Annotated in this window: 23 protein-coding genes; 10 read left to right on the top strand and 13 right to left on the bottom strand. The window is 63.5% G+C overall.

Features of this window, described 5'->3' with window-relative positions:
• Positions 1–53: 53 nt before the first annotated feature.
• Both M0D65_RS17945 and M0D65_RS17940 read right to left on the bottom strand, forming a co-directional pair.
• Positions 54–608 (bottom strand): SRPBCC family protein, encoded by a 555-nt coding sequence (locus M0D65_RS17945; RefSeq protein ID WP_266253881.1) that lies wholly within the window; start codon positions 606–608, stop codon positions 54–56.
• Complete coding sequence (locus tag M0D65_RS17940; RefSeq protein WP_266253880.1) at positions 605–979, bottom strand: helix-turn-helix transcriptional regulator; 375 nt, start codon at positions 977–979, stop codon at positions 605–607. The genes M0D65_RS17945 and M0D65_RS17940 overlap by 4 nt, the downstream gene beginning before the upstream one ends.
• 218 nt (positions 980–1,197) lie before the next feature.
• Here M0D65_RS17940 and M0D65_RS17935 point away from each other — a divergent pair, with 218 nt between their 5' ends.
• Positions 1,198–1,392 carry a DUF3562 domain-containing protein gene (locus M0D65_RS17935; protein WP_091011876.1) on the top strand — a complete coding sequence of 65 codons (195 nt, stop codon included), beginning with the start codon at positions 1,198–1,200 and terminating at the stop codon, positions 1,390–1,392.
• Positions 1,393–1,429: 37 nt separating this feature from the next.
• Here M0D65_RS17935 and M0D65_RS17930 read toward each other — a convergent pair whose 3' ends face one another.
• On the bottom strand, positions 1,430–2,947 hold the full coding sequence (locus M0D65_RS17930) for a PLP-dependent aminotransferase family protein (RefSeq protein ID WP_266253879.1): 1,518 nt from the start codon (positions 2,945–2,947) through the stop codon (positions 1,430–1,432).
• 110 nt (positions 2,948–3,057) lie between these two features.
• On the opposite strand from M0D65_RS17930, the gene M0D65_RS17925 reads away from it, so the two are divergent.
• Together M0D65_RS17925 and M0D65_RS17920 are read left to right on the top strand one after the other, a co-directional pair.
• On the top strand, positions 3,058–3,519 hold the full coding sequence (locus M0D65_RS17925; RefSeq protein WP_266253878.1) for a GNAT family N-acetyltransferase: 462 nt from the start codon (positions 3,058–3,060) through the stop codon (positions 3,517–3,519).
• Between the two features lie 248 nt (positions 3,520–3,767).
• On the top strand, positions 3,768–5,465 hold the full coding sequence (locus tag M0D65_RS17920) for an acid phosphatase (protein ID WP_266253877.1): 1,698 nt from the start codon (positions 3,768–3,770) through the stop codon (positions 5,463–5,465).
• Between the two features lie 35 nt (positions 5,466–5,500).
• On the opposite strand, the gene M0D65_RS17915 is transcribed toward M0D65_RS17920, so the two are convergent.
• The 3 genes from M0D65_RS17915 to M0D65_RS17905 form a co-directional block, all read right to left on the bottom strand.
• Positions 5,501–6,082, bottom strand: coding sequence for a DUF3501 family protein (locus tag M0D65_RS17915; protein ID WP_091011885.1), 582 nt, complete (start codon positions 6,080–6,082; stop codon positions 5,501–5,503).
• Between the two features lie 34 nt (positions 6,083–6,116).
• Positions 6,117–7,454: a heterodisulfide reductase-related iron-sulfur binding cluster gene (locus M0D65_RS17910; protein ID WP_266253876.1), complete on the bottom strand. Its 1,338-nt coding sequence runs from the start codon at positions 7,452–7,454 to the stop codon at positions 6,117–6,119.
• A gap of 137 nt (positions 7,455–7,591) precedes the next feature.
• Positions 7,592–8,014 (bottom strand): rubrerythrin family protein, encoded by a 423-nt coding sequence (locus M0D65_RS17905; RefSeq protein ID WP_091011889.1) that lies wholly within the window; start codon positions 8,012–8,014, stop codon positions 7,592–7,594.
• A 245-nt stretch (positions 8,015–8,259) separates the two neighbouring features.
• Between M0D65_RS17905 and M0D65_RS17900 the strand changes: the two genes are divergently transcribed.
• Together M0D65_RS17900 and M0D65_RS17895 are read left to right on the top strand one after the other, a co-directional pair.
• Entirely contained in the window at positions 8,260–8,619 is a 360-nt protein-coding gene (locus M0D65_RS17900; RefSeq protein ID WP_091011891.1) for a DUF3564 domain-containing protein, read from the top strand.
• Positions 8,620–8,769: 150 nt separating this feature from the next.
• Positions 8,770–10,116: a hypothetical protein gene (locus M0D65_RS17895; RefSeq protein ID WP_266253875.1), complete on the top strand. Its 1,347-nt coding sequence runs from the start codon at positions 8,770–8,772 to the stop codon at positions 10,114–10,116.
• Between the two features lie 139 nt (positions 10,117–10,255).
• On the opposite strand, the gene M0D65_RS17890 is transcribed toward M0D65_RS17895, so the two are convergent.
• Positions 10,256–10,981: a Crp/Fnr family transcriptional regulator gene (locus M0D65_RS17890; protein ID WP_091011895.1), complete on the bottom strand. Its 726-nt coding sequence runs from the start codon at positions 10,979–10,981 to the stop codon at positions 10,256–10,258.
• Between the two features lie 106 nt (positions 10,982–11,087).
• On the opposite strand from M0D65_RS17890, the gene M0D65_RS17885 reads away from it, so the two are divergent.
• On the top strand, positions 11,088–11,630 hold the full coding sequence (locus M0D65_RS17885) for a DUF962 domain-containing protein (protein WP_266253874.1): 543 nt from the start codon (positions 11,088–11,090) through the stop codon (positions 11,628–11,630).
• A 26-nt stretch (positions 11,631–11,656) separates the two neighbouring features.
• On the opposite strand, the gene rarD is transcribed toward M0D65_RS17885, so the two are convergent.
• The gene (gene rarD / locus M0D65_RS17880; protein WP_266253873.1) at positions 11,657–12,580 is read right to left on the bottom strand and encodes an EamA family transporter RarD; all 924 of its coding nucleotides are present in this window, start codon (positions 12,578–12,580) and stop codon (positions 11,657–11,659) included.
• 537 nt (positions 12,581–13,117) lie between these two features.
• On the opposite strand from rarD, the gene egtD reads away from it, so the two are divergent.
• A complete protein-coding gene (egtD, locus tag M0D65_RS17875; RefSeq protein ID WP_266253872.1) occupies positions 13,118–14,086 on the top strand; it encodes an L-histidine N(alpha)-methyltransferase in 969 nt (322 codons plus the stop codon).
• Positions 14,087–14,135: 49 nt separating this feature from the next.
• Here egtD and M0D65_RS17870 read toward each other — a convergent pair whose 3' ends face one another.
• Positions 14,136–14,432: an acylphosphatase gene (locus M0D65_RS17870; RefSeq protein ID WP_091011904.1), complete on the bottom strand. Its 297-nt coding sequence runs from the start codon at positions 14,430–14,432 to the stop codon at positions 14,136–14,138.
• Between the two features lie 159 nt (positions 14,433–14,591).
• On the opposite strand from M0D65_RS17870, the gene hpnA reads away from it, so the two are divergent.
• Positions 14,592–15,602 (top strand): hopanoid-associated sugar epimerase, encoded by a 1,011-nt coding sequence (gene hpnA, locus M0D65_RS17865; protein ID WP_266253871.1) that lies wholly within the window; start codon positions 14,592–14,594, stop codon positions 15,600–15,602.
• Positions 15,603–15,695: 93 nt separating this feature from the next.
• Positions 15,696–16,232 (top strand): hypothetical protein, encoded by a 537-nt coding sequence (locus M0D65_RS17860; protein ID WP_266253870.1) that lies wholly within the window; start codon positions 15,696–15,698, stop codon positions 16,230–16,232.
• 33 nt (positions 16,233–16,265) lie between these two features.
• Here the strand turns inward: M0D65_RS17860 and M0D65_RS17855 are convergent, their stop codons facing one another.
• Genes M0D65_RS17855 through hpnC form a run of 3 tightly spaced genes read right to left on the bottom strand, consistent with a single transcriptional unit; the run spans position 16,266 to position 19,137 of the window.
• Positions 16,266–17,087: a lytic transglycosylase domain-containing protein gene (locus M0D65_RS17855; RefSeq protein ID WP_266253869.1), complete on the bottom strand. Its 822-nt coding sequence runs from the start codon at positions 17,085–17,087 to the stop codon at positions 16,266–16,268.
• A gap of 14 nt (positions 17,088–17,101) precedes the next feature.
• Entirely contained in the window at positions 17,102–18,274 is a 1,173-nt protein-coding gene (locus tag M0D65_RS17850) for a glycosyltransferase (protein WP_266253868.1), read from the bottom strand.
• Positions 18,271–19,137 (bottom strand): squalene synthase HpnC, encoded by an 867-nt coding sequence (gene hpnC, locus M0D65_RS17845; RefSeq protein ID WP_266253867.1) that lies wholly within the window; start codon positions 19,135–19,137, stop codon positions 18,271–18,273. The genes M0D65_RS17850 and hpnC overlap by 4 nt, the downstream gene beginning before the upstream one ends.
• Before the next feature lie 291 nt (positions 19,138–19,428).
• Between hpnC and ispH the strand changes: the two genes are divergently transcribed.
• The gene (ispH, locus tag M0D65_RS17840; RefSeq protein WP_266253866.1) at positions 19,429–20,379 is read left to right on the top strand and encodes a 4-hydroxy-3-methylbut-2-enyl diphosphate reductase; all 951 of its coding nucleotides are present in this window, start codon (positions 19,429–19,431) and stop codon (positions 20,377–20,379) included.
• A gap of 105 nt (positions 20,380–20,484) precedes the next feature.
• On the opposite strand, the gene M0D65_RS17835 is transcribed toward ispH, so the two are convergent.
• The gene (locus M0D65_RS17835) at positions 20,485–21,090 is read right to left on the bottom strand and encodes a phospholipid-binding protein MlaC (protein ID WP_266253865.1); all 606 of its coding nucleotides are present in this window, start codon (positions 21,088–21,090) and stop codon (positions 20,485–20,487) included.
• Between the last annotated feature and the right edge of the window lie 86 nt (positions 21,091–21,176).

Raw genomic sequence — 21,176 nt, 5'->3', positions numbered from 1 at the left:
ACCGGGGCGATGCCGTATGACGTCCATCGCCTCCGAAGCGAGGTGCGCGTGCCTCATGCCTTGGGATAGCGCCGCTCGTACTGTTCCTCAACACCTTCGAACAACGTCCAGAACGACACCGGCACACGCCCGTTCAGCCGCTCGACCAGCACGGCCAGATGGGTATGCCAGCCGCCCGACACATTGACCTGCGCGTGACGACCCGACAGCTTGCGATGCGTCAGCACAAAGCGCACCTTGTCGCCGAGCGCCATCAGCTCGATCAGCACATCCGAATCGCCGCCATCCGCACCATCGCCCCACGTAAAGCCGAGCGTATGCGGCGGTTCATAGCGCGTCACCCGATGCATCGACGAAACACCGTCTTCGTATTTTTTGAAGCGCTCGGGCGTCGGCGTCTTCTCCGGCGACAGATTTCCATGGTGAAAGAACATCTGAAACTCGCCGCCGACCTGCGCCGGCACATCGTCGCCACTTGCGAGCCACTGCCCGCGTTTGTCCGACTCCACGAGATAGCGCCACACGCGCTCGATCGGCCCCGGCAGCAGGCGCTCGAAACGCACCGTCTGCGTGCCTCTTGCGACGCCGAAATCGCTTTCGTCGCTCATCTGGGTGCCTCCTTACGATTGGGTAAAGGCATGCCATCGGATGTGGCATCGTCCTGCTGCAGAAGCTGTTCGAGCGTGTCGAGCCGCGCGCTCCAGAAGCGTTCGTAGAAACACAGCCACTGATCGGCCGCGGCAAGCGGCCCCGCCTCCATCCGGCAGATATGCGAGCGACCTTCGATACGACGCCGGATCAACCCCGCGCCTTCGAGCACCTTCACGTGTTTCGACGCCGCCGCGAACGAGATCTCGAACGGCTCGGCCAGTTCGCCGATGTTGCGCTCGCCGTCAGCGAGGCTGGCGAGCATCGCGCGCCGGGTCGGATCGGACAGCGCGTGAAAGACATCGTCGAGGGAAGATTCGGGATTCGCCATGTGCCGGAGTATAGGTATATCCCACTCTTTATTCAACCAAACGGTTGAGCAATTTTTTGTAACGACGGCTCAGGGCCGCCGGCATTGCGACAGAAAAAGTGCCGGGTCACGGGTGTCACACGCGATAGATTGATTTAATTGGCATCGTGATTTTCGATGCCCTCTAATGAAAACCCCCGTTGTCTGTCGTCCGACTGCCCTTCCCCCCGGAGAATCCCATGGCTCAGCCTCAGCCGAACGTTGACGAAGTAGTAAAGGCCATCGCCGCTGAAACGAATACCCCTGCGGAGACAGTCTCGAAGATCTACGCCGACACGCTGGCCGACTACAAGGCGGATGCCCGGATCCTCGATTACATGTCGGTTCTCGTCGCGAAGAAAGTTCGCGAAACGCTGCGGCAATCGCGGCACTGAAACGCGCAACCGGCTGCGCGCTCGCGCGGCCGGGATTTCACACCAGTTCCGTACTCGGCAGGCGTACAGCCTCGAGCCGCTGCGTTGGCTTGCGCTCGCCAAGCGAGCGGATCACGCGCGCGAGCCGCGCGACCAGCGCATCGGCTTTCTCCGCCGGCACGCCCGCGTAGCCGAGAATGAAGCCGTTGTAATCGCTGGCATCGGTGCCGGGCAGGCAATACGTGCTGAGCGGCGCGATGTAGAGCCCGTGGTCGCGCATTGCGTCGCTGACCTCGCGATCCTGCAACGGCGCATCGAGACGCACGGTTAAATGCATGCCGCCGCCATCCGCGGAAAGCGTGACGAGATCGCCCATCTGCCGGTCGATCGCGGCGACGAGCGCGACCCGGCGTTGTTGATAGAGCCGCCGCATCCGTCGCAGATGACGCGCGTACTTGCCGCTGTCGATGAAGTGCGCCAGTGCGATCTGTTCCGCCACGCGCCCCTGACGCGCGATCTCGCCCAACGCTTCATCGATCTGCTGCACGAGATGCGCCGGCACGATCATGAAGCTCATCCGCAGTGCCGGAAACATCGTCTTGCTGTAGGTGCCCAGATAGACCACGGGCGCATGCGCCGCGAGCCCCTGGATTGCCGGTAACGGCGGTCCGTTGTGCCGCAACTCGCTGTCGTAATCGTCCTCGATGATCCACGCGCCGCAGGCCATGGCGTTCTCGATGATCGAGCGGCGCCGCTCGAGGCTCAGCACGCAGCCGAGCGGATACTGGTGCGACGGCGTCGTATAGACGAGCCGCGGCGGTGTCTCGCGCCAGTGGCGCGGCGTCGGCGCGATACCGGATGCGTCCACCGGAATCGGTTCGAGCCGCAATCCCGCCGTCTGAAACGCGGCCTTCGCGCCGTGATAGCCGGGATTCTCGACCCACGCGGTTTCGCCAGGATCGGCGAGCAGGCGGGCGCATAGATCGAGGCTCGCCTGGGTGCCCTGCGTGATGAAGACCTGATCCATCGAACAGCGCACGCCGCGCGAAACGCGCACGTACTCTGTAATCGCACGTCTGAGCGCAGGGTGCCCGGCACTGTTGCCATAGCCGAGCTCGTGCGGATCGATCGTGCGCCATGCGCGCTCCACCGACGCACGCCACTGCGCCACCGGAAACTCATCGAGCGCAGGCACGCCCGGGCGAAACGGCGTCGGATTGTCGGGCCCGCCGCGCTCGCGCGGCAAGTCGGCCACCCGTCGCGACAGACGGCTCGCCGTGCCGCCGGTGCCGTGCAGATCGGCGGATGCGGAAAACGCCACGCGGCTCACCACCGACCCATGCCGGCTCGTCGTGATGAAGCCTTCCTCGGTCAGCCGCTCGTATGCGTACAACGCGGAATTGCGCGCAATGCCGAGCTGCTCGGCCAGCGCGCGCGTCGGCACGAGCTGAGTGCCGTAGCGCAGATCGCCGTCGAGTATCGCCTGACGCAGGCTCTCGTACAGCAGATTCTGCTGGGTCAGCTTGCGGCCGTTTGTCCGCTTCGCGAAGTTCGACATCAGCAGCGCGTAGTCCAAGGTGCGTGGCTCCAGATTTTGCTTTCGAGGTGGAGCTAACAATGGTGCCACAAATTTTCTATCCTGCTTCCTATCGAACAATCGAAGCCATGCACCAAGGAACCCGACCCGTGACCGACACACTGCAGATCCGCCCCGTAACGCCCACCGATTTCGACGCGTGGCTACCGCTCTGGGACGGCTACAACGCGTTCTATGGGCGCACCGGCGCAACCGCGCTGCCGCGCGCGATCACCGACCTCACATGGAGCCGTTTTTTCGATGGCTACGAGCCGATGCATGCGCTGGTCGCCGAACGCGACGGGCAACTGGTCGGGCTCGTGCATTACCTGTTTCATCGCAGCACGACACTCGTGGGGCCGACCTGCTACTTGCAGGATCTGTTTACGCTCGCCAGCGAACGCGGCAAGGGTGTCGGTCGTGCGCTGATCGAAGAGGTTTATACGCGTGCAAAGGCTAGCGGTTCATCGCGCGTTTATTGGATCACGCAGGAAACCAACACAACCGCGATGCGGCTTTACGACGACGTGGCCAGTCGTCCGGGGTTCGTCGTTTATCGCAAGGAGCTGTAAGTACGTCGTGAGTGCGCGCCGCGTCACGGCACAGCGCGGCCCTGCATTCCCCTTTCATCGCATGGCGCGTCCTGCCGATCCGCTGAAGCGAAGCAGCACCCTCCCATCCGGCCCAGGTTGCGGTCCGCACCCACCGCATGTCACGATGCGCGTTGCTCAGCGCGTGCACGCTGCCGCACATTGCCGCGGCTCGCCGCCATGCGTAGCCGATGCTGCCACTTCCGCCCACGGATTCAGGAGCCACGCCGATGAACGAGAACGATCTCAACGATCCGAACCTGCCCGCCGCCAGCGACGATACGCCGGACGATCCCGAGCGCCGCCGTGTCCTCACGGGGATAGCCGCCGTCGGTATGGGGCTGATCCTCGCCGGTTGCCAGACGGAGGACCAGACTTCGACAAACGGCGGCGGCCCGCGCAGCGCGGCCGATCTGCGGCTCGATGCAGCGTTGCGCGACCAGGTGCGCAACATTGTCGTGATCTACGCGGAGAATCGCAGCTTCGCGAATCTGTACGGCAACTTCCCCGGCACACTGCATCCGCTCGACACAGTGCCAGCCGCACGATCCACGCAACTCGATCGCGACGGCAAGACACCGCTCGCGCAGCTACCGAAATTCTGGGGCGGACTCGTGCCGCAGGCACAGGAAGTGGACGGCAAGCGCTACGCGATCGCCGAAGGCGATATCACGGGCTTGCGCAACGGCCCGTTTCATCTCACCGACGCACAAGGGGCACCGCTACCGAACGGCGTGATTACGCGCGACCTGTGGCATCGCTTCTATCAGAACCAGATGCAGATCAACGCCGGGCGCAACGATCAGTTCGTCGCGTGGGCCGATTCGGGCGGCCTCGTGATGGGCCACTACCGCAATTCCGCCGAAACACTCCGGCTCTGGAATCTCGCGCGGCAATACACGCTTTGCGATCACTTCTTCATGGCGGCGTTCGGCGGTTCGTGGCTGAATCACATCTTCCTGATCTCCGCGCAGGCGCCGCTCTATCCGGATCTGTTGAACAGCCCGGCAAAGCGTTTCGTCTCGGTGGTGGAAGGCGACGATCCGACCGGCACGCGCCTGAAGGTTGCAACAGATTCGCCGGCCTCCGCACTCGACGGCCCGCCGAAGTTCATCAATGACGGTCTCTTCACGCCCGACGGCTACGCGGTCAACACGATGGCGCCGCCGTATCAACCGAGCTTCGTGCGACCCGCCGCGGGCGGCAATCCGTTGCTGGCGAACCCAGCCGATCCGAAAGTGCTGCCGCCGCAAACGTACGCGACCATCGGCGACCGCCTGTCGGCAAAAGGCGTCGACTGGGCGTGGTACAGCGGTGCATGGCAGTACGCACTCGATCATCGCGATATGGGCGCCGTGCCCGACTTCCAGTATCACCACCAGCCGTTCAACTACTTCGCGAACTACGCGCCGGGCACCGATGCGCGCCGCCGCTATCTGCGCGACGGCGGCGTCGGTGAGGACGCGTCGACCAACCGGCTGATCGCCGATATCGACGCGGGCCGCCTGCCGGCTGTCACGTTCTACAAACCGCAGGGGAACCTGAACATGCACGCGGGATACGCGGATGTCGAATCGGGCGACCGCCACATCGCCAATGTGATCGATCATCTGCAACGCGGTCCCCAGTGGGCCAACACGGTGGTGATCGTCACACACGATGAAAACGGCGGCTGGTGGGACCCGGTCGCGCCACCAAAGGGCGACCGCTGGGGCCCGGGCTCGCGCATTCCGGCGCTCGTGATCTCACCGCTCGCGAAGAAGGGCTACGTCGATCACACGCTCTACGACACGAATTCGATTCTTCGGTTGATCACGCGCGTGCACGGCCTCGCGCCGCTCGATGGGGTGCTTGCGCGCGATCGAGCTTTCGCGCAGAACGGCCAGGTGCCGCCCGGCGATATGACGGGTTCGCTGGATCTCGCGTGATTTTCGCGTGAACCGTACCGAAGCGCTGCTTGCGGCTACTTGAAGTCCGCGAGCAGCGCAGTCCGCACCTGCGGTTCAACCGTCTGCACCGGCACCGGATAGTGCGGATGATCGCAACCGATCTTCAACGACGCCCCGTCGCGTAGCCGCGTCTTCATCGCCGGCGTGAACTCGAACCGCACGAAGTGCACCGCGGACGTTTTCTGCGCGTTGTCGCGTTCGAGATCCTCGTCAGCGATCGCGTAGGCCGGCGGCTCGCCGTCCACTTCAACGAATACGCGATCTTCGATACCGATCAACCGCGCGAGCGCGGCGGCCCGCTCCACTTCGTTCGCGTACTCGATCTGCATCGTCGCCTTCAGGTTGCTGCCGTCGGGCACGAGCGGCAAGTACGCGTCGAGTTCGCCTTGAATGCCGTCCTCATCGAAGATCTTCTCGATGTGCAGCATCTCCTGAATCTGATAGCGGATGGTCAGCTCATCCTCGAACAGAAACGTGACGTGATTGCCGAGCGGCACGGTGCGCAGCTTCTTGTGCTCGATGACCTGCGCGCGCATCGTCTTGCGCGCCTTCGAATAGTTTTCGAGCGACAGCAACGAATTCCTGGCAATGCTCATCGGAGATCCTCTTGATTCGGTTTCAGCATCAACGTCAAATACCGTACGCCTTGCGCAGCAGCGTCAACGGGTGAGCGAGCTGCGCTTTCGGCAGGCCGTTCTCCTCGATACCCTGTTCGATATGATGGCCCGCGAGCTGGCAATCCGACGAAATATAGTCGGGCTGCGGCTGCGCCATCGCCTTGAATACCGGCGTGCCGATCTGCATCGACATGCGGTGAAATTCCTTCTTCACACCGAACGTGCCCGCGTGCCCCGAACAGCGCTCGACCACCGTCACCTTCGTATCGGGCACGAGCGTCAGCGTTTCGAAGGTCTTGCGACCGATGTTCTGCACGCGACCATGACACGGCACGTGGTATGAAACCTTGCCGAGCGCGGTTTTGAAGTCGGTGTTCAGCAGACCGTCGCGATGGCGCGCCACGAAGTATTCGAACGGGTCCCAGAACGCTTCGCTGACGGCGCGCACGTCGGCGTCGTCGGGAAACATCAGCGGTAGTTCGTGCTTGTACATCAGCACGCAGCTCGGAATCGCACCGATCAGTGCATAGCCTTCGCGCGCGTATTTCGCGAGCACCGGCAGGTTCTTCTCTTTCTTCTGCGCGACGCCCTTCAGGTCGCCCTGTTCGAGCAACGGCATGCCGCAACAGGCTTCGCTTTTGACCAGTTCATACGGAATGCCGTTGTGAGCAAGCACGGCGAGCAGATCGTGGCCGATACCGGGTTCGTTGAAATTCACGTAGCAGGTCGCGTAGATCGCAACCTTGCCGGGCGTGCGCTCGCCGTCGTTCACGGGTGTAGCCGGCGACTTCTTCGCCGCACTACGGAATTTGCGTGTGGCGAAATCGGGCAACCATGCGTCCTTGTCGACACCGAGCGCCTTTTCCATCAACCCGCGCGCGGCGCCCGTATGGTTCACCGCGTTGACCGTCTGCGTGACGATCGGAATACCGGCGAGATGCCCGAGCGCATCGGTATTCGACAGAAAGCGGTCGCGCATGCTCACGTCGCCGCGCTGATAATCGACCGCTTTCGCGCGCAGCATCAGGTGCGGAAAATCGACATTCCACTGATGCGGCGGCACGTACGGGCATTTCGTCATGTAGCACAGGTCGCACAGATAGCACTGATCGACGACCTTGCCGAATTCGCGCTTGTCGACTTCTTCGACTTCGCCGCCGTCGGTTGCATCGACGAGATCGAAGAGCTGCGGAAACGCGCCACAGAGCGACACGCAACGTCGACAACCGGCGCAGATATCGAAGACGCGTGCCAGTTCCTTGTCGAGCGCGTCCTGATCGTAGAAACCGTCCGAGAGCCAGTCGAGCGGATGCCGGATGGGCGCTTCGAGACTGCCTTCCTTGTGGGGCATATCGTCAGTCTCCTGGGGATTGTGGTTTTGTCGCGCACGCACCGCACACGGTCGTGCCCGTGCGTGCGGACCTTGCCGCACGCATCCATAGCGTAACCAACGCGCGCCGCTAGACCCTTCCGGCGCGCGCCGGCACGTCAATCCACCAGGGCGTCGAGTGCTTTCGTGTAGCGGTTCGCGTGACTACGTTCGGCTTTCGCGAGCGTTTCGAACCAGTTGGCAATTTCATCGAAGCCTTCTTCGCGCGCCTCCTTCGCCATACCCGGGTACATGTCCGTGTATTCGTGCGTTTCGCCCGCGATCGCCGCCTCGAGATTCAGACGCGACGAACCGAACGGCAGGCCGGTGGCGGGGTCGCCCGATGCTTCGAGATATTCGAGGTGGCCGTGCGCATGACCGGTTTCACCTTCGGCGGTGGAACGGAACAACGCGGCGACGTCATTCTGGCCCTCCACATCCGCCTTGGCGGCGAAGTACAGATAGCGACGGTTTGCCTGCGATTCGCCGGCAAACGCTGCCTTAAGGTTGTCCTCTGTCTTCGTTCCCTTGAGTTGCGACATCTAAACCTCCTGGAAAGCCGTGTATGTGGGGTGCGCGAGGGGGGTAAAGCGAACGATCGTCTGTCCGATGTCCACGTAAGCGATGCAACGACAGCGGGGCACGCGGTCCGCCAGCGTGTATCTAAATCTAGAAGCTGGGCAAGGGGTTCCCCAATTGTGTTTTTCAATCCCACCGATAGCCGCGCACCTTGCATAATGCGCACCCCCGTCTACACTCGTATAGCTATACCCTCGGTGAAATTGCCATGCGACTCACCATCCTGATCAACGGTTCCGATCCCACCGTCAACCACGATTACGCCGTGCTCTGGCTCGATACCGATGAACATCGGTGGTCGCGCGAAGCGCATGACGGAATCGATCTGCCCCCGTGGGGCGAAGTGCGCGATGTCGACGGCGTCACGACGCTGTGCGCGCCGAGCACCGATGCACCGCTGTGCACGCTGCGCGGTCTGTCGGTCGACCGCAGGCAGCGCGTCAGCTCTGCGCAAGGTCCGGCTGCGTGGTCGTGCGTGCAGGCACATACGCCTGCTACCGGCTACTGGCGTCTGCAGGCAGTCGATCGACAGACCGTGCATGCTGAACACAGCGTGTTCAGCCGCTGAACCGCTCTCGCTGCGCAGCACCGCTCTTGTGTTGCAGGTATCCGTCAGCAACGTCGGCGGCGTACGCCTGCCTTGACAGACGCTGAGCCTCCTCTCGATACTCCGGGCTATTCGATCTTTTCGCCGTGTCCACTGCAAGCAGCATGCCGCGTGACACGTCGAAATCCGGGGGAATGGATGCGGCATCCTGCAGAAGACCTGCTTGCACGACGCAGCCGATGGCTCACGCATGCGATCAGTGTGCTGGCCCTGGCTGCGTTAGCTATCCTCGCCACGTTTTCGCTTACGGCCCACGCCGCCGCATCGGATGCAAACGCTCCGGACGCCGATGCCTGCAAGCTCGTGCAGGAAGCCAATGCCGAGCAACTGATCGTGCCGGCCGACAATGAGACCGACACGGACACCGTGATCGACCGGTCGTCGAGTCATCCGGCGCCGGGCAAGTCCAACTGCTTCTGGCAGACGCATAAAAGCGGCGCCGCGAGCAATACGCCGCCGGACGCTACGCTCTCGCTCGACTTCTATCACTTCGTCGATGCCGCCCACGCGCAGGCGAACACCCGCGATCTCGGCGTACCCCCGATCCCGCCACTGTTCATCACCACCGACGATTCCGCCGACCGGATCTTCCGTATATCCGGCAACGAGATCGCCGCGCTGCACGGTTCCGACGTTGCGGTAGTGCACGCAGAAACGCCCGCGACGATTTCGAATCATCCGAGCTGGAGCGCGCGTCTGGAGGCGCTGGCACTGGGCGCGGCCGGGGCGCATGTGCATGCGTCGGCCAACGCAAACTCAAATGCAGGCGTAGGCGCAAGTACCGGCGAAACCACCGCATGGCATCCCGCAGCACACGCCGCGCCTGCTGTCGGCGTCACACTGGCGCTACCCCTGCACGTGCTATGGGCGCTGATCCGCTGGCGCTTCTTGATGCCGCCCGTTCTCATTGCACTGATACTCGCCTCTGCCGTATTTCTGAAAGGTCTGCGTCGCCACTTTGGCTGGTTAATCCCACTGGCCGTGGTACTGACCGTCGTGAACATCATCTTCGGCCCGTACCTCGGTGTGCTGCTCATTTATCGCATGGGCGAGCAGGGTCAGGCAGCTGTTACCAGTACTTACGGGACCAGCACGAGATATAACAATCACCGTGTCATCGGTTACAACGTGCTGCTGCGCACCGCCGATGGCAAGGTTGTCGAAACCACGTTCGAAGACGACGACCTGAACATCTATGCGCCGCACAACTCAGCGTTTTATCCACATGAGGGCGATGAATTTACGGTGCGCTATGTAGCAGGCTTTCCAGGCGATTTCGTGATCGTCAGCGACGACGACAGTCCGTGGGCGAAGCGGATGCGTTGCCGCGTATTAACCCGCGACGCATTCGCCGCGCAGGAAAAACAGCGCTTTGCACCCGACTCCGCGGCGTTCCGCGATGCGGCGAAAGCAGCAGACCAGGCACTGCAAGCCGCTGGCTGCGACGTGAATCAGTAAGGTCGCGTAATTAGAACCGGAAGTGCGAGTCGCGCTGAGGCACGCGGATTTAAGCCGTGCTTAAGAGTCGATCCCTAGAGTGGGAAATCCACGCATTGGGGTCGCCGAGAGGCGGCCCGTTTTTTTTGCCGCAGTAGTTTCAACGCGGCGCCAGACTCGCAAGCTCAGCCAGCTTCTGCGCATCGACGATTTCGATCTCCGCATAACGCAGCTGCAATGCGCCCTGCATTTCGAACTGCCGCAAGATCTGGTTCGTCGTTTGTCGCGACAGCGCGAGCATCATCGCGAGGTCTTCCTGCGGCACCTTGAGTACGCGCCGCAGCGTGCCCGACTCTCCATAGCCGCCGGCCATCAGCAGCAGACGGCGCGCCACACGTTGTGCGGCCGGCAGCAGCGCGGCTTCCTCGATCGCATCGAAAGCGAAGCGCAGCTTTTGCGTGAGTAACAGGCCGAACGCATGCCACCATTCGGGCGTGCCTTCGAGCATCGCCGCAAGCGCCGCGCGCCGCACATGAAACAGCACCGAATCGCGCTCGGCGTACGCGTCGTGCGTACGCTCACGGCCGTCGAACAGCGTAATCTCGCCGAACCAGTTGACCGGTTCGATCACGGCGAGCAGCGCTTCTTTGCCCGCGAAACTGGCCGCGCCGATGCGCATCAGGCCATCGAGCACACAATAGAGGCCATCGTCGGGATCGTTACGCATGAAGAGCCGCTCGCCGGCCGCGAGCCGCTGCAGGCGGCCCGATTCCACCAGTTGCGCGCGCAACGCCTCCGGTGCAGCGCGAAACCACGCGCTGCGCTCGAGCGTCGCGATCAGTGCGGCGCCTGCAAACGGCTCGGACGGCGAGGCACGCGAGGCCATGGGGACCTGTCTCCTGGGTGGGCAGTTATGCCGGATTGTCGGCTAGCTGAAGGTTTTTTTACCGGTTGCCCGCGATTATGAGGGCTTTGCATCAGGAGCGTCACTCATGAGAACGCTAACCGAACAACTCACCCAGTACGCCGCCTATCACCGGGACCGGCGCAATATCGCCACGCACTTCGTCGGCATTCCGATGATCGTACTCGCGCTGGCCGTGCTACTCAGCCGGCCGTCGTGGGCGATCGGCGGGCTGCCGTTCATGCTGTCGCCGGCATGGGTGCTGTTCGTCGGGGCAACCGTCTATTACCTCGTGCTCGACGTGCCGCTCGGCGTGATGATGGCGGTTTTCTCCGCGCTGTGTCTCGCAGTGGGCCGCTGGCTCGCCACGCAAGCCACGGTAACGTGGCTCGTTGCCGGCATCGGCCTGTTCGTGGTCGGCTGGGTCTTTCAGTTTGTCGGTCACGCCTACGAAGGTCGCAAGCCGGCCTTCGTCGACGACGTGATGGGCCTGCTGGTCGGCCCGCTGTTCGTGCTCGCCGAAGCGCTGTTCGGTTTCGGCTGGCGGCCGTCGCTGCGCGAAGCGATCGAAGCGCAGGTAGGACCGACCCGCATCAACCCGGGCCGCACCGCGGCGCATTCGGGACACTGAACGGGGCACTGAGACCCCACTCAAGCTCAACGGGGCGCAAAGCGCACGAGCCGCACGCCATGCAGTGCGGTCAGTGCGACTGCAATCCAGATCGGTATATAAGTGGCGAGTTGCTGCGCGGACAGCGTCTCGCCGAGCAGCGTCACGGAAACGAGCACCAGCAGTACCGGTTCGACGTAACCGAGAATACCGAACAGCGCCATCGGCAGCAGGCGGCTCGCCTTCAGATTCGACGCGAGCGCGCACGCACTCAGCATGCCCAGTCCGGGTAGCAGCAAACACCACATGTCGATTCGGCCGGCGATTCGCGCGAGCGAACCGCCGGTGACGATCAGCACGACCGCGACCGGCAACAGCAGAAGCATCTCGAACGCGAACGCGGTCAGCGAGTCCGCGTTGATCTTGCGGCGCAACACGAAGTACGGCGGATAGCCGAGCGCGACCAGCAGCGTCGGCCACGAGAACGCAGCGGTCACCCATAGCTCGTGTGCAACGCCGACGGCTGCGCAGGCGACCGCCAGCCACTGCAGCCCATCGAGTCGCTCGCGAAAATAGAAGCGGCCGACCAGCACCATCGTCAGCGGCAGCAGGAAATAACCCAGCGATACTTCGAGCATCCGCCCGTGTAGCGGCGCCCAGAGGAATAGCCACAGTTGCGCGCCGAGCAATGCCGCGCTGACGAGCAAAGCGAGCGCAACGTACGGTCTGCCCGCCGCGCGCACCGCGAGAGCAAGCAATTGCGGAAGGCGGCCGCGCAACGCGAGCAGGAGCAGCGCACCGGGCACGGTCCAGACGACACGCCACGCGAAGATATCGAGGCCGGTAAGCGGTGCGAGCAATGTCGCATACGCCGACAGCAGCGCAAACAACGTCGATGCCCCCACCGAAAACGCGATGCCGCGGCCGGGTTCCTCGTGATAGGGCGGATTTTTGGAGCTTGCAGCGCTCATCGGCGGTCCTGCGGGTTCTGCACAGGGCGGTTCGTCGCTGTACAGAGCGGCGCGATGCTGCGGTGTTTCATCAGAGGTTTATCCCGGCGCGCAGCATCTCGCACGATCAAGGCGCACGCTGTCATTTCAGTTTCAATTCAACGCGGCATTCTAGACGGATTCGCCGTTGTCAGCGCCGCGGTAGCGTTATGCGCCGCACATTCAGTCCGTGCGAATCGGCGGCAAATGGACTAGAACATAACTTCATGTCGCGCCGGCGCGACCTGGATCGGCGATATCGGCCCTATCGGTCGCATCGATCCAGCCGCGAAGCAAGCGCGTTTCTTGCTACATCGTTTTTTCACCATCGGGCTCGCCCGGAGGCCCCGACCCACGGCTGGCCCCGAACCTTTGCTACGAGCCCGCGCTTCCCGTGGCGTCTGCGCCCCTCACTGCACACCGCGCATTTGCCCCGCATCATGGCCGCACACGCGGCACCTCAACGCCGGACTGACACCGCCCCCGCGGCCCGGCGAAACACCGATCACTGGAGAACGCATGACTCAGCCTGCCCTCTCGCCCGACGTATCGCCCGCCTTCGCCGCCGAAGTCCGCGCTGGCCTGACCCACGCCCCGCAAAAGGAATTGCCGTCGAAATACCTGTACGACGAAGTCGGCTCTGCGCTGTTCGAAGTCATCACCGTGTTGCCCGAGTACGGCGTGACGCGCGCCGAAGAACGTCTGATGGCGCAGCACGCCGCAGACATCGTCGCGCACCTGCCGCACGACGTGACCGTCGCCGAACTCGGCAGCGGCAGCGGACGCAAAACGCGCCGCATTCTGGAAGCACTCTGTAAAAAACGCCCCACTTCTTACTGCCCGATTGAAATTTCGCGCGCCGCGCTGCAGTTGTGTCGGCGCGAACTCGGCGATATCGAACGGATTTCGATTGTCGGTTACGAGCGCGATTATCTTGCCGGGCTCGCGGAAGTGAGCCGCCAGCGTGCGGCCGGCGAGCGGCTACTGGTGCTGTTTCTCGGCAGCACGATCGGCAACTTCGCACGGCTCGCGGCGACGCGCTTTCTGCGCGAGATCCGCGCCATGCTCGCCCCCGGCGATGCCCTGCTGCTCGGCACCGACCTCGACAAACCGGTGCCCGTGCTGCTCGCCGCCTACGACGATCCGATCGGTGTCACTGCTGCGTTCAACCTGAACCTGCTCGCGCGCATCAATCGAGAGCTGGGTGGCGATTTCCCGCTCGAGGCGTTCGAACATGTCGCGCGCTTTAACCGCGACGCGCGCAGCATCGAGATGCATCTGCGCGCCACCCGCCGCGTGAGCGCCCATGTTCGCGCCGCGCAGCTGACGGTTACGCTCGAGGAAGGCGAAACGATCTGGACCGAGAGCAGCCACAAATACCTTGCGGAAGAGGTCGACGCGATGGCGCACGACGCGGGCTTTGCGTGCGAGCATCAGTGGCTCGAGCGGGACTGGGGGTTCGCGGAGAGCCTGCTCGTCGCGCGCTGAGCTGATAGAGCCAGCAGATGTTCCCGATCGCGGCGTGCGCCGCGATCGATCAATGCTGCTCGAAACGTTCGAAGCGTTTTTCAGTGACGCGTTCTTCGCCGGTCACTTCGCTCACGCGGGCGGCCGGCGGCCCGTGGCGCAGCCACGACAGCATCCGGTCCACCTGGTTGGCCGTGCCCTGCAGCATCGCTTCGACTGAACCGTCTTCGAGGTTCGCAACCCACCCCCGAATACCGAGCGCGTGCGCCTGACGCACGGTCGCATGGCGAAAACCGACGCCCTGCACGACACCACGCACGCGTACGTAATACGTTTCGATCCGCGCATCCAGATCGGGACCCGTCATGACTTCAGCTCCTCGCAAAAACTTTCAAGCCGGCATTCTAGTCGCGTCGCGGCGTTTGCGTATTGGGCGTGTTGCGCGCATTACCCTCTCGCGCCACGCGACACGCCAGCGCCGCGCCACGTACAATCCGACGACTTATTTGCCATCACCGGAACCAGAATGACCGATCAGACCCGCGATCTCGTGCTCATCACCGGCGCCTCGGGCTTTGTCGGCTCGGCGGTCGCGCGCATCGCGCAGGAAAAAGGTTTTGCGGTGCGCGTCCTCGTACGCGCCACCAGCCCGAGACGCAACGTCGAGGCGCTCGACGCGGAAGTCGTCGTGGGCGACATGCGCGACGAAGCGTCGATGCGCACTGCGCTGCGCGGCGTGCGCTATCTGCTGCACGTCGCCGCCGACTACCGGCTGTGGGCGCCCGATCCGCTCGAGATCGAACGCGCGAACCTTGAAGGCGCGGAGGCGACGATGCGTGCGGCGCTGAAGGAAGGTGTCGAGCGCATCGTGTATACGAGCAGCGTCGCGACGCTCAAGGTAACGAGTTCGGGTGCTTCCGCCGACGAAACCTCGCCGCTCACGCCCGAACGCGCAATCGGTGTCTACAAGCGCAGCAAGGTGCTCGCCGAGCGCGCCGTGGAACGGATGATCGCGCAGGACGGTCTGCCGGCCGTGATCGTCAACCCGTCGACGCCAATCGGCCCACGCGACGTCAAACCCACGCCGACCGGCCGCATCATCGTCGAAGCGGCGCTCGGCAAGCTGCCCGCGTTCGTCGATACCGGCCTGAATCTCGTGCACGTCGACGATGTCGCCGCCGGACACTTTCTCGCGCTCGAACGCGGCAAGATCGGCGAGCGCTACATCCTGGGCGGAGAAAATCTGCCGCTGCAGACGATGCTCGCGGATATCGCCACGCTCACCGGCCGCAAGCCGCCAACCATCGCCCTGCCGCGCTGGCCGCTCTACCCGCTCGCGGTCGGCGCCGAGATGGTCGCGAAGTTCACGAAGCGCGAGCCGTTCGTGACCGTCGACGGTTTGCGGATGTCGAAGAACAAGATGTATTTCACGTCGGCGAAGGCGGAGCGCGAACTCGGTTACCGCGCGCGGCCATACCGCGAAGGGTTGAGCGATGCGATCGACTGGTTCAGGCAGGCGGGGTATCTAAACCGCTGAGCCGGCGTGCCGGGCCGCACGCGTGAGCATTTTGTTACAGCGTCGGCTGACCCGCAGCGAGTAAAATCGCGGGTCCTATGAGAGAACCATCGCATGAATCTTGACGAACAGATCGGCGCGCTCGAAGCGGGCGTCGATCAGATCAACCAGCTTATCGAGGCCGCCGCTACACCGCAGGCCGAGACAACGCCCGCGAGCGCCACGCAACCTGGCAACGCTAAAGCGACAGCAGAAGCGCAGCTGCCTGCGGTCGCCCCCGCCGAATCTGACGCAGCCGACGCAGCCAACGCGACCGATTCAGCCGACCAGCCCACGCTGAAAATCAACCGCCCGAATCGCGACGAAATCACGATGACGATCGGCGACCAGACCGTATCGCTGCATCCCACACAGGTCGGCCAGTTGATCGAAGAACTCGCGAACGCGCGCGCATCGATGCAACCCGAACCACCGGCAAACCTGCCGCCTGGCTGGCGCTTCGTCTCGACGAAAAACCCGGTAATGGCCGTGCAGAAGCAATCGAACGGCGACCGTCTGCTAGTGATGCGTCATACCGGTCATGGCTGGGTGCCGTTCACGTTCTCGCCGGATATGGTGATTCAGCTGTATATGCTGCTCACGCAGCGCTGATGCGCGTCGCTCAGCGTGAAGCCGAAGCGCTGCTCACGGTGAAACCGGCAACGGCGGCGGAAACAGCCCGCCACTCAGTCCACTCACGGTAGCAGGCGCGGCGGGCAGGCCGCTGCCCGACGCCGAAGAAACGTTGCCCAGCCAGACGACCGGGCCGATACAGAAGGTGGTCCAGCGGGTATCGCATGCGCCGCCCTGGTCGGACCGGAATGCGGTGCCGGATGTGGTGCGAAAGACGGCAGGCAACATCGCACGGTCGTCACCGTCGTCTCCGACCACCCCCGCAAACGCCTTCGTACGCTGACTCACCATCTGCGCATACGCCTTCGATCCGCCATACGATTTGAGCGCCGCATTCAGATCGCCGCCCGCCGAACGGCGGTATCCGTAGAGAATCGCGGAGCCGACTTCGATGTTGGTATCGGGCTGCGTCAGATCCTTCACGTGTCGCAAAAGATCGCGATGCGCGCCCGGCACGACCTGCATCAGCCCGGTCGCGCCGTTCGTGCCTTTGGCCTTTTCCTTGAAGTGCGACTCGATCGAAATGATGGCGAGCAACAACGCCGGCGGTAGCGCGTACTTTTCCGAAGACGCATTCACGGCCTTCGCAATCTGCTCCGCCTTGTCTCTCGCCACGCCGAACTTGCGCGTCAGATAGTCGGTCATGCGCTGACGAAGGTGCTCGCTATTGTCTTGCGCGGCGCCGTGGCCCGTCACGCTATCGCTGGCCTGCTGCGTATCGGATCGACCGGCGGGGGATTGACCGGCGGGCGGCGTGCCCTGCGCGCTCTCGCTGGCCAGACCGCCCTGGATCAAACCGAGCGTGAGGGCGAGTGCGCAGAGCAGGCGGTTCATTTTCGCGGGACCGGTTAGCGTTCCTGGACCGGCGCCTGCACGCGCGCCTTCCACTGGCCGCCCTTGCCGCGCCAGTAACGTACCGCCGACGCGAACGTCGCGCCGACATAGAACAGCGCGATGAGCGGCAGGAACGGCGCCCACAGCGGCGAGCGGCCGTAATAGCGCAGCATCGGCGCATAGGCGCAGCACATCGCCGCCCACGCGAGCCAGGCGGGCAGCCCGGTCGGACCGAGTGCAAGCGCCGCCAACGGCGGCAGCAGATAGATGATGGCCATGCCCGCCAGCGTACCCGCAAGCAGCCACGGCGAATAGCGCAGCTGGGTAAACGCGGTGCGCGCGATCATGTTCCAGATATCGCGCCAGCTATCGTAAGGACGCAGCGAGACGCTGCGCGCCGCCACGTCGAGGCGGATCGGATGACGGCCGGCACCGCGATGCTTGATACGCGCTGCGAGGCTGCAATCGTCGATGAGCTCGGCGCGGATCGATTCGATCCCACCCGCTTCTTCGAGCGCCGTGCGCCGCACCAGCATGCAACCGCCGGCGGCTGCCGCCGTCCGGTTGCGCGGATTGTTGACCCACGCGAACGGATACAGCTTCGCGAAGAAAAACACGAACGCCGGAATCAGCGCCTTTTCCCAGAACGAGTCGCAACGCAGCCGGACCATTAGCGAGACGAGATCGCGCTGTTCGGCGTCGGCGCGCTCGACCAGTTGCGCGACGGCATCGGTGGGATGGCCGATATCGGCATCGGTGAGCAGCAGGAAATCGGCGGGCACGCCGAGCGTACGGATCGCCTCGATGCCCTGCGACTGCGCCCATACCTTGCCGGACCAGCCGGCGGGCAGCGGTTTCGCGGCAATCACGGTGAGGCGATCGGGGCATTGCAGTTGCAGCGCCGCAGCGCGGGCGGCATCGGCGGTGCCGTCGGTGCTGTGGTCGTCGACGACGATCACATGGAACGCGCCCGCATATTCCTGCGTGAGCAGCGACGAAACCGCCTCGGCGATTACGTCGGCCTCATTGCGCGCCGGGACGACGGCGGCGACCGCCGGCCACGTCTCGCGCGGCTGCACGGTAAGCGACGGCGCCGGCCGCGCACGCCAGAAACCGCCGCGCGCGAACAGCAACACACACCAGATCAGCAGCGAAACGCACGACAGTACAAACAGGATCGCCATCATGCACTGCCCTCGATAGACGGCGTGCGCACGCCGACGCGCCGCGACAGCCACATTGCGAGCGAACGCACGCCGACGACACACCAGTCGAAAGCGCCAAGCGCCGGGCGATGGCGAAACACATCGTAGTTCGTCTTTTCGATCCGTTCGAGTATGCGCAGTGCGCCATGCACGACGCCGCATAGTTCGAGGCCGAAGCGCCCCGGCATACGCAACGCGAGCGGCGCGCCGCGCACGATCATCGCGCGGGCATAGGCGACTTCGTGCGCCATCAGTGCGCGCCACGCGTTGTCGGTTACGCCCTGGGCGATTTGCGCTTCGGTTACGCCGAAGCGCGCGAGGTCGGTTTGCGGCATGTAAATACGGCCCTTTTGCCAGTCTATGGCGACGTCCTGCCAGAAGTTGATCAGTTGCAGCGCCGTGCAGATCGAATCCGAATCGGCGAGATTGTCCGGTGTCGCCGCATCGAACAGATGCAGCATCAGATGCCCGACCGGATTTGCCGAACGCCGGCAATAGTCGAGTAGCGAAGGCCAATCGGCATAGCGGCTGGCGTCGATATCCTGATCGAACGCGGAGACCAGATCGTAGAACGGCTGCATCGGTAATTTGTATTGCGCGACCACCTTCGCCAGCTCGGCGAACAGCTGCGGGTGAACCGGCGCGGAGCGGCCGTCCGCCAAGGCATCGAGCCCGGCGCGAAAGTCGGCGAGGCGCGTATGGCGCTCAACGGGAGACCAGTCGCCTTCGTCGGCGATGTCGTCGGCGGTGCGCGCCACGTTGTAGATCACGTCGATCGGAGCGCGCAGCACCTTCGGCAGCAATATGCTTGCGACCGGAAGGTTTTCGTAGTGATCGACTTCCATCCAGCGAGCCTCAAATCAATCCATACGGTAATGCAGTTGTAAGAAAAACTGCAGGATCGTCTAGTTTAAGGGTTCCGCCCCGGCGATGCATGTGTCGAAATAGTCCGTTACCGCCTGTGTGGAGACCTGTTCCACGGAAGCAAACCGGCCCCGATAGCGTTAGAATGCGCGTTTAGTTTTGCGTACCGGCTTTTGCGTCGGTATCAGGACGCCAATATTAATGATGATCGCGGCGATAAAGCCGGCTTGCCGACTTCTTCGAAACCCGCGTCAGTCGGAGTTCGCCAGCCTATGCGAGTCATCCTTGCCCAACCCCGCGGCTTTTGTGCGGGCGTGGTCCGCGCCATCGAAATCGTCGATCGCGCATTGCTGCAACATGGCGCACCGGTTTATGTGCGCCACGAAATCGTCCATAACCGGCACGTCGTCGATAACCTGCGCCAGAAAGGCGCGCGCTTCGTCGAAGAACTCGATGAAGTGCCCGAGGGCGCAGTCGCGATTTTCAGCGCGCACGGTGTCGCGCAAACGGTCGAGCGCGCCGCCGAACAGCGCCGTCTCGACGTGCTCGACGCGACCTGCCCGCTCGTCACCAAGGTCCACGTGCAGGGGCGGCAATATGTGTCGGCGGGACGCACGTTGATCCTGATCGGCCATGCGGGCCATCCTGAGGTGGAAGGCACGATCGGACAGATTCCCGGCACGGTCATCCTCGTGCAAAGCGAAGCCGAAGTCGCGACGCTCGAGCTGCCGCTCGACACGCCGCTCGCCTACGTGACGCAGACGACGCTGTCCGTCGACGACACGCGCGGCATCATCGATGCGCTGATGGCCCGTTTCAGCGACATCGTCGGTCCGGACACGCGCGACATCTGCTATGCGACGCAGAACCGCCAGGCCGCGGTACGCGAACTGAGCACCCAGGTCGATGTGCTGCTGGTGGTCGGCGCGACGAACAGCTCGAATTCGAACCGCCTGCGCGAGATTGGCAGCGAAACCGGTGTGCCGAGCTATCTGGTTGCGGACGGCTCGGAAGTGAAGCCCGAGTGGTTCGCGAATGCGCAGACCGTCGGCATCACCGCAGGCGCGTCGGCCCCGGAAGAAATGGTCAGGCACGTCATCGACGCGCTGCGCGCACTCGGTCCCGTCGACGTCACGACGATGGCTGGTCGCGAAGAGAAGGTCGAGTTCAAACTGCCGGCCAAGCTTGCCCAGCCGGTGGCCACAGGCGAAACGCAAACGTAAGCGGCGATCAGGTCAGGTTGCCTGCCTACGACTGAAAGAGCGCAACGGCATCGACCGTCGCGCTCTTTTCATTTCCTGCCGCCTGAAAATTTCAGCCCGCGAATTTCAGCCCGCGTTACGCGCGTTGTGGTTCGTGAGGAACTTGATCAGACCGTCGATCCCGCCTTTCGCGAGCTGGTCTGCAAATTGCGTCTGATACACCTGAATGAGCCATGCGCCCATCATGTTGATGTCGTAGACCTTCCAGCCGGACGGTGTCTTTTCCATCCGGTAGTCGATCGCATCGTCGCCGCCCTTGCTGATCACATGCGACTGGACGACGGTGTCCTGCGCAGATGCCGCCACGTTGACAGGCAGAAAGCGGAACGTCACGTCCTGATCGCGCAGTTGGGCAAGCGAAGTCGCATAAGTGCGCACGAGCAGCAACTGGAATTGCTCGTACAACTGCTTCTGCTGATCGGGCGTCGCCGTGGTCCATGCCTTGCCGACCGCGATGCGCGTGGTGCGCTGGAAGTCGGTGGCGGGCACGAAGCGCGTTTCAACGAGTTGGGTAATTTTCGCCATGTCGCCGCCGCGCGCCTGCGGGTCGGCCTTCATTGCGTTGACCGTGCCTTCGACGGCGTTCTTGACGATAGCATCGGGCGCATTTTGCGCGAAGGCCGCGGTCGACACCACGGCAGCAGCCAGAAAAGCAGAGAAATAACGTTTCATACGCTCGCCAGAACAGGAAAAAAGAGCGCCGGACAACCCAAGGTTACCGGCGCGAACCAGTATACCGGCTTTGCCCCGCACAGCCT

Source organism: Paraburkholderia sp. CHISQ3 (genome assembly GCF_030464945.1).
Taxonomy (GTDB): domain Bacteria; phylum Pseudomonadota; class Gammaproteobacteria; order Burkholderiales; family Burkholderiaceae; genus Paraburkholderia; species Paraburkholderia megapolitana.
Note: the sequence above shows the minus strand (reverse complement) of the source record. Positions and strands in the feature narration are given on the sequence as shown.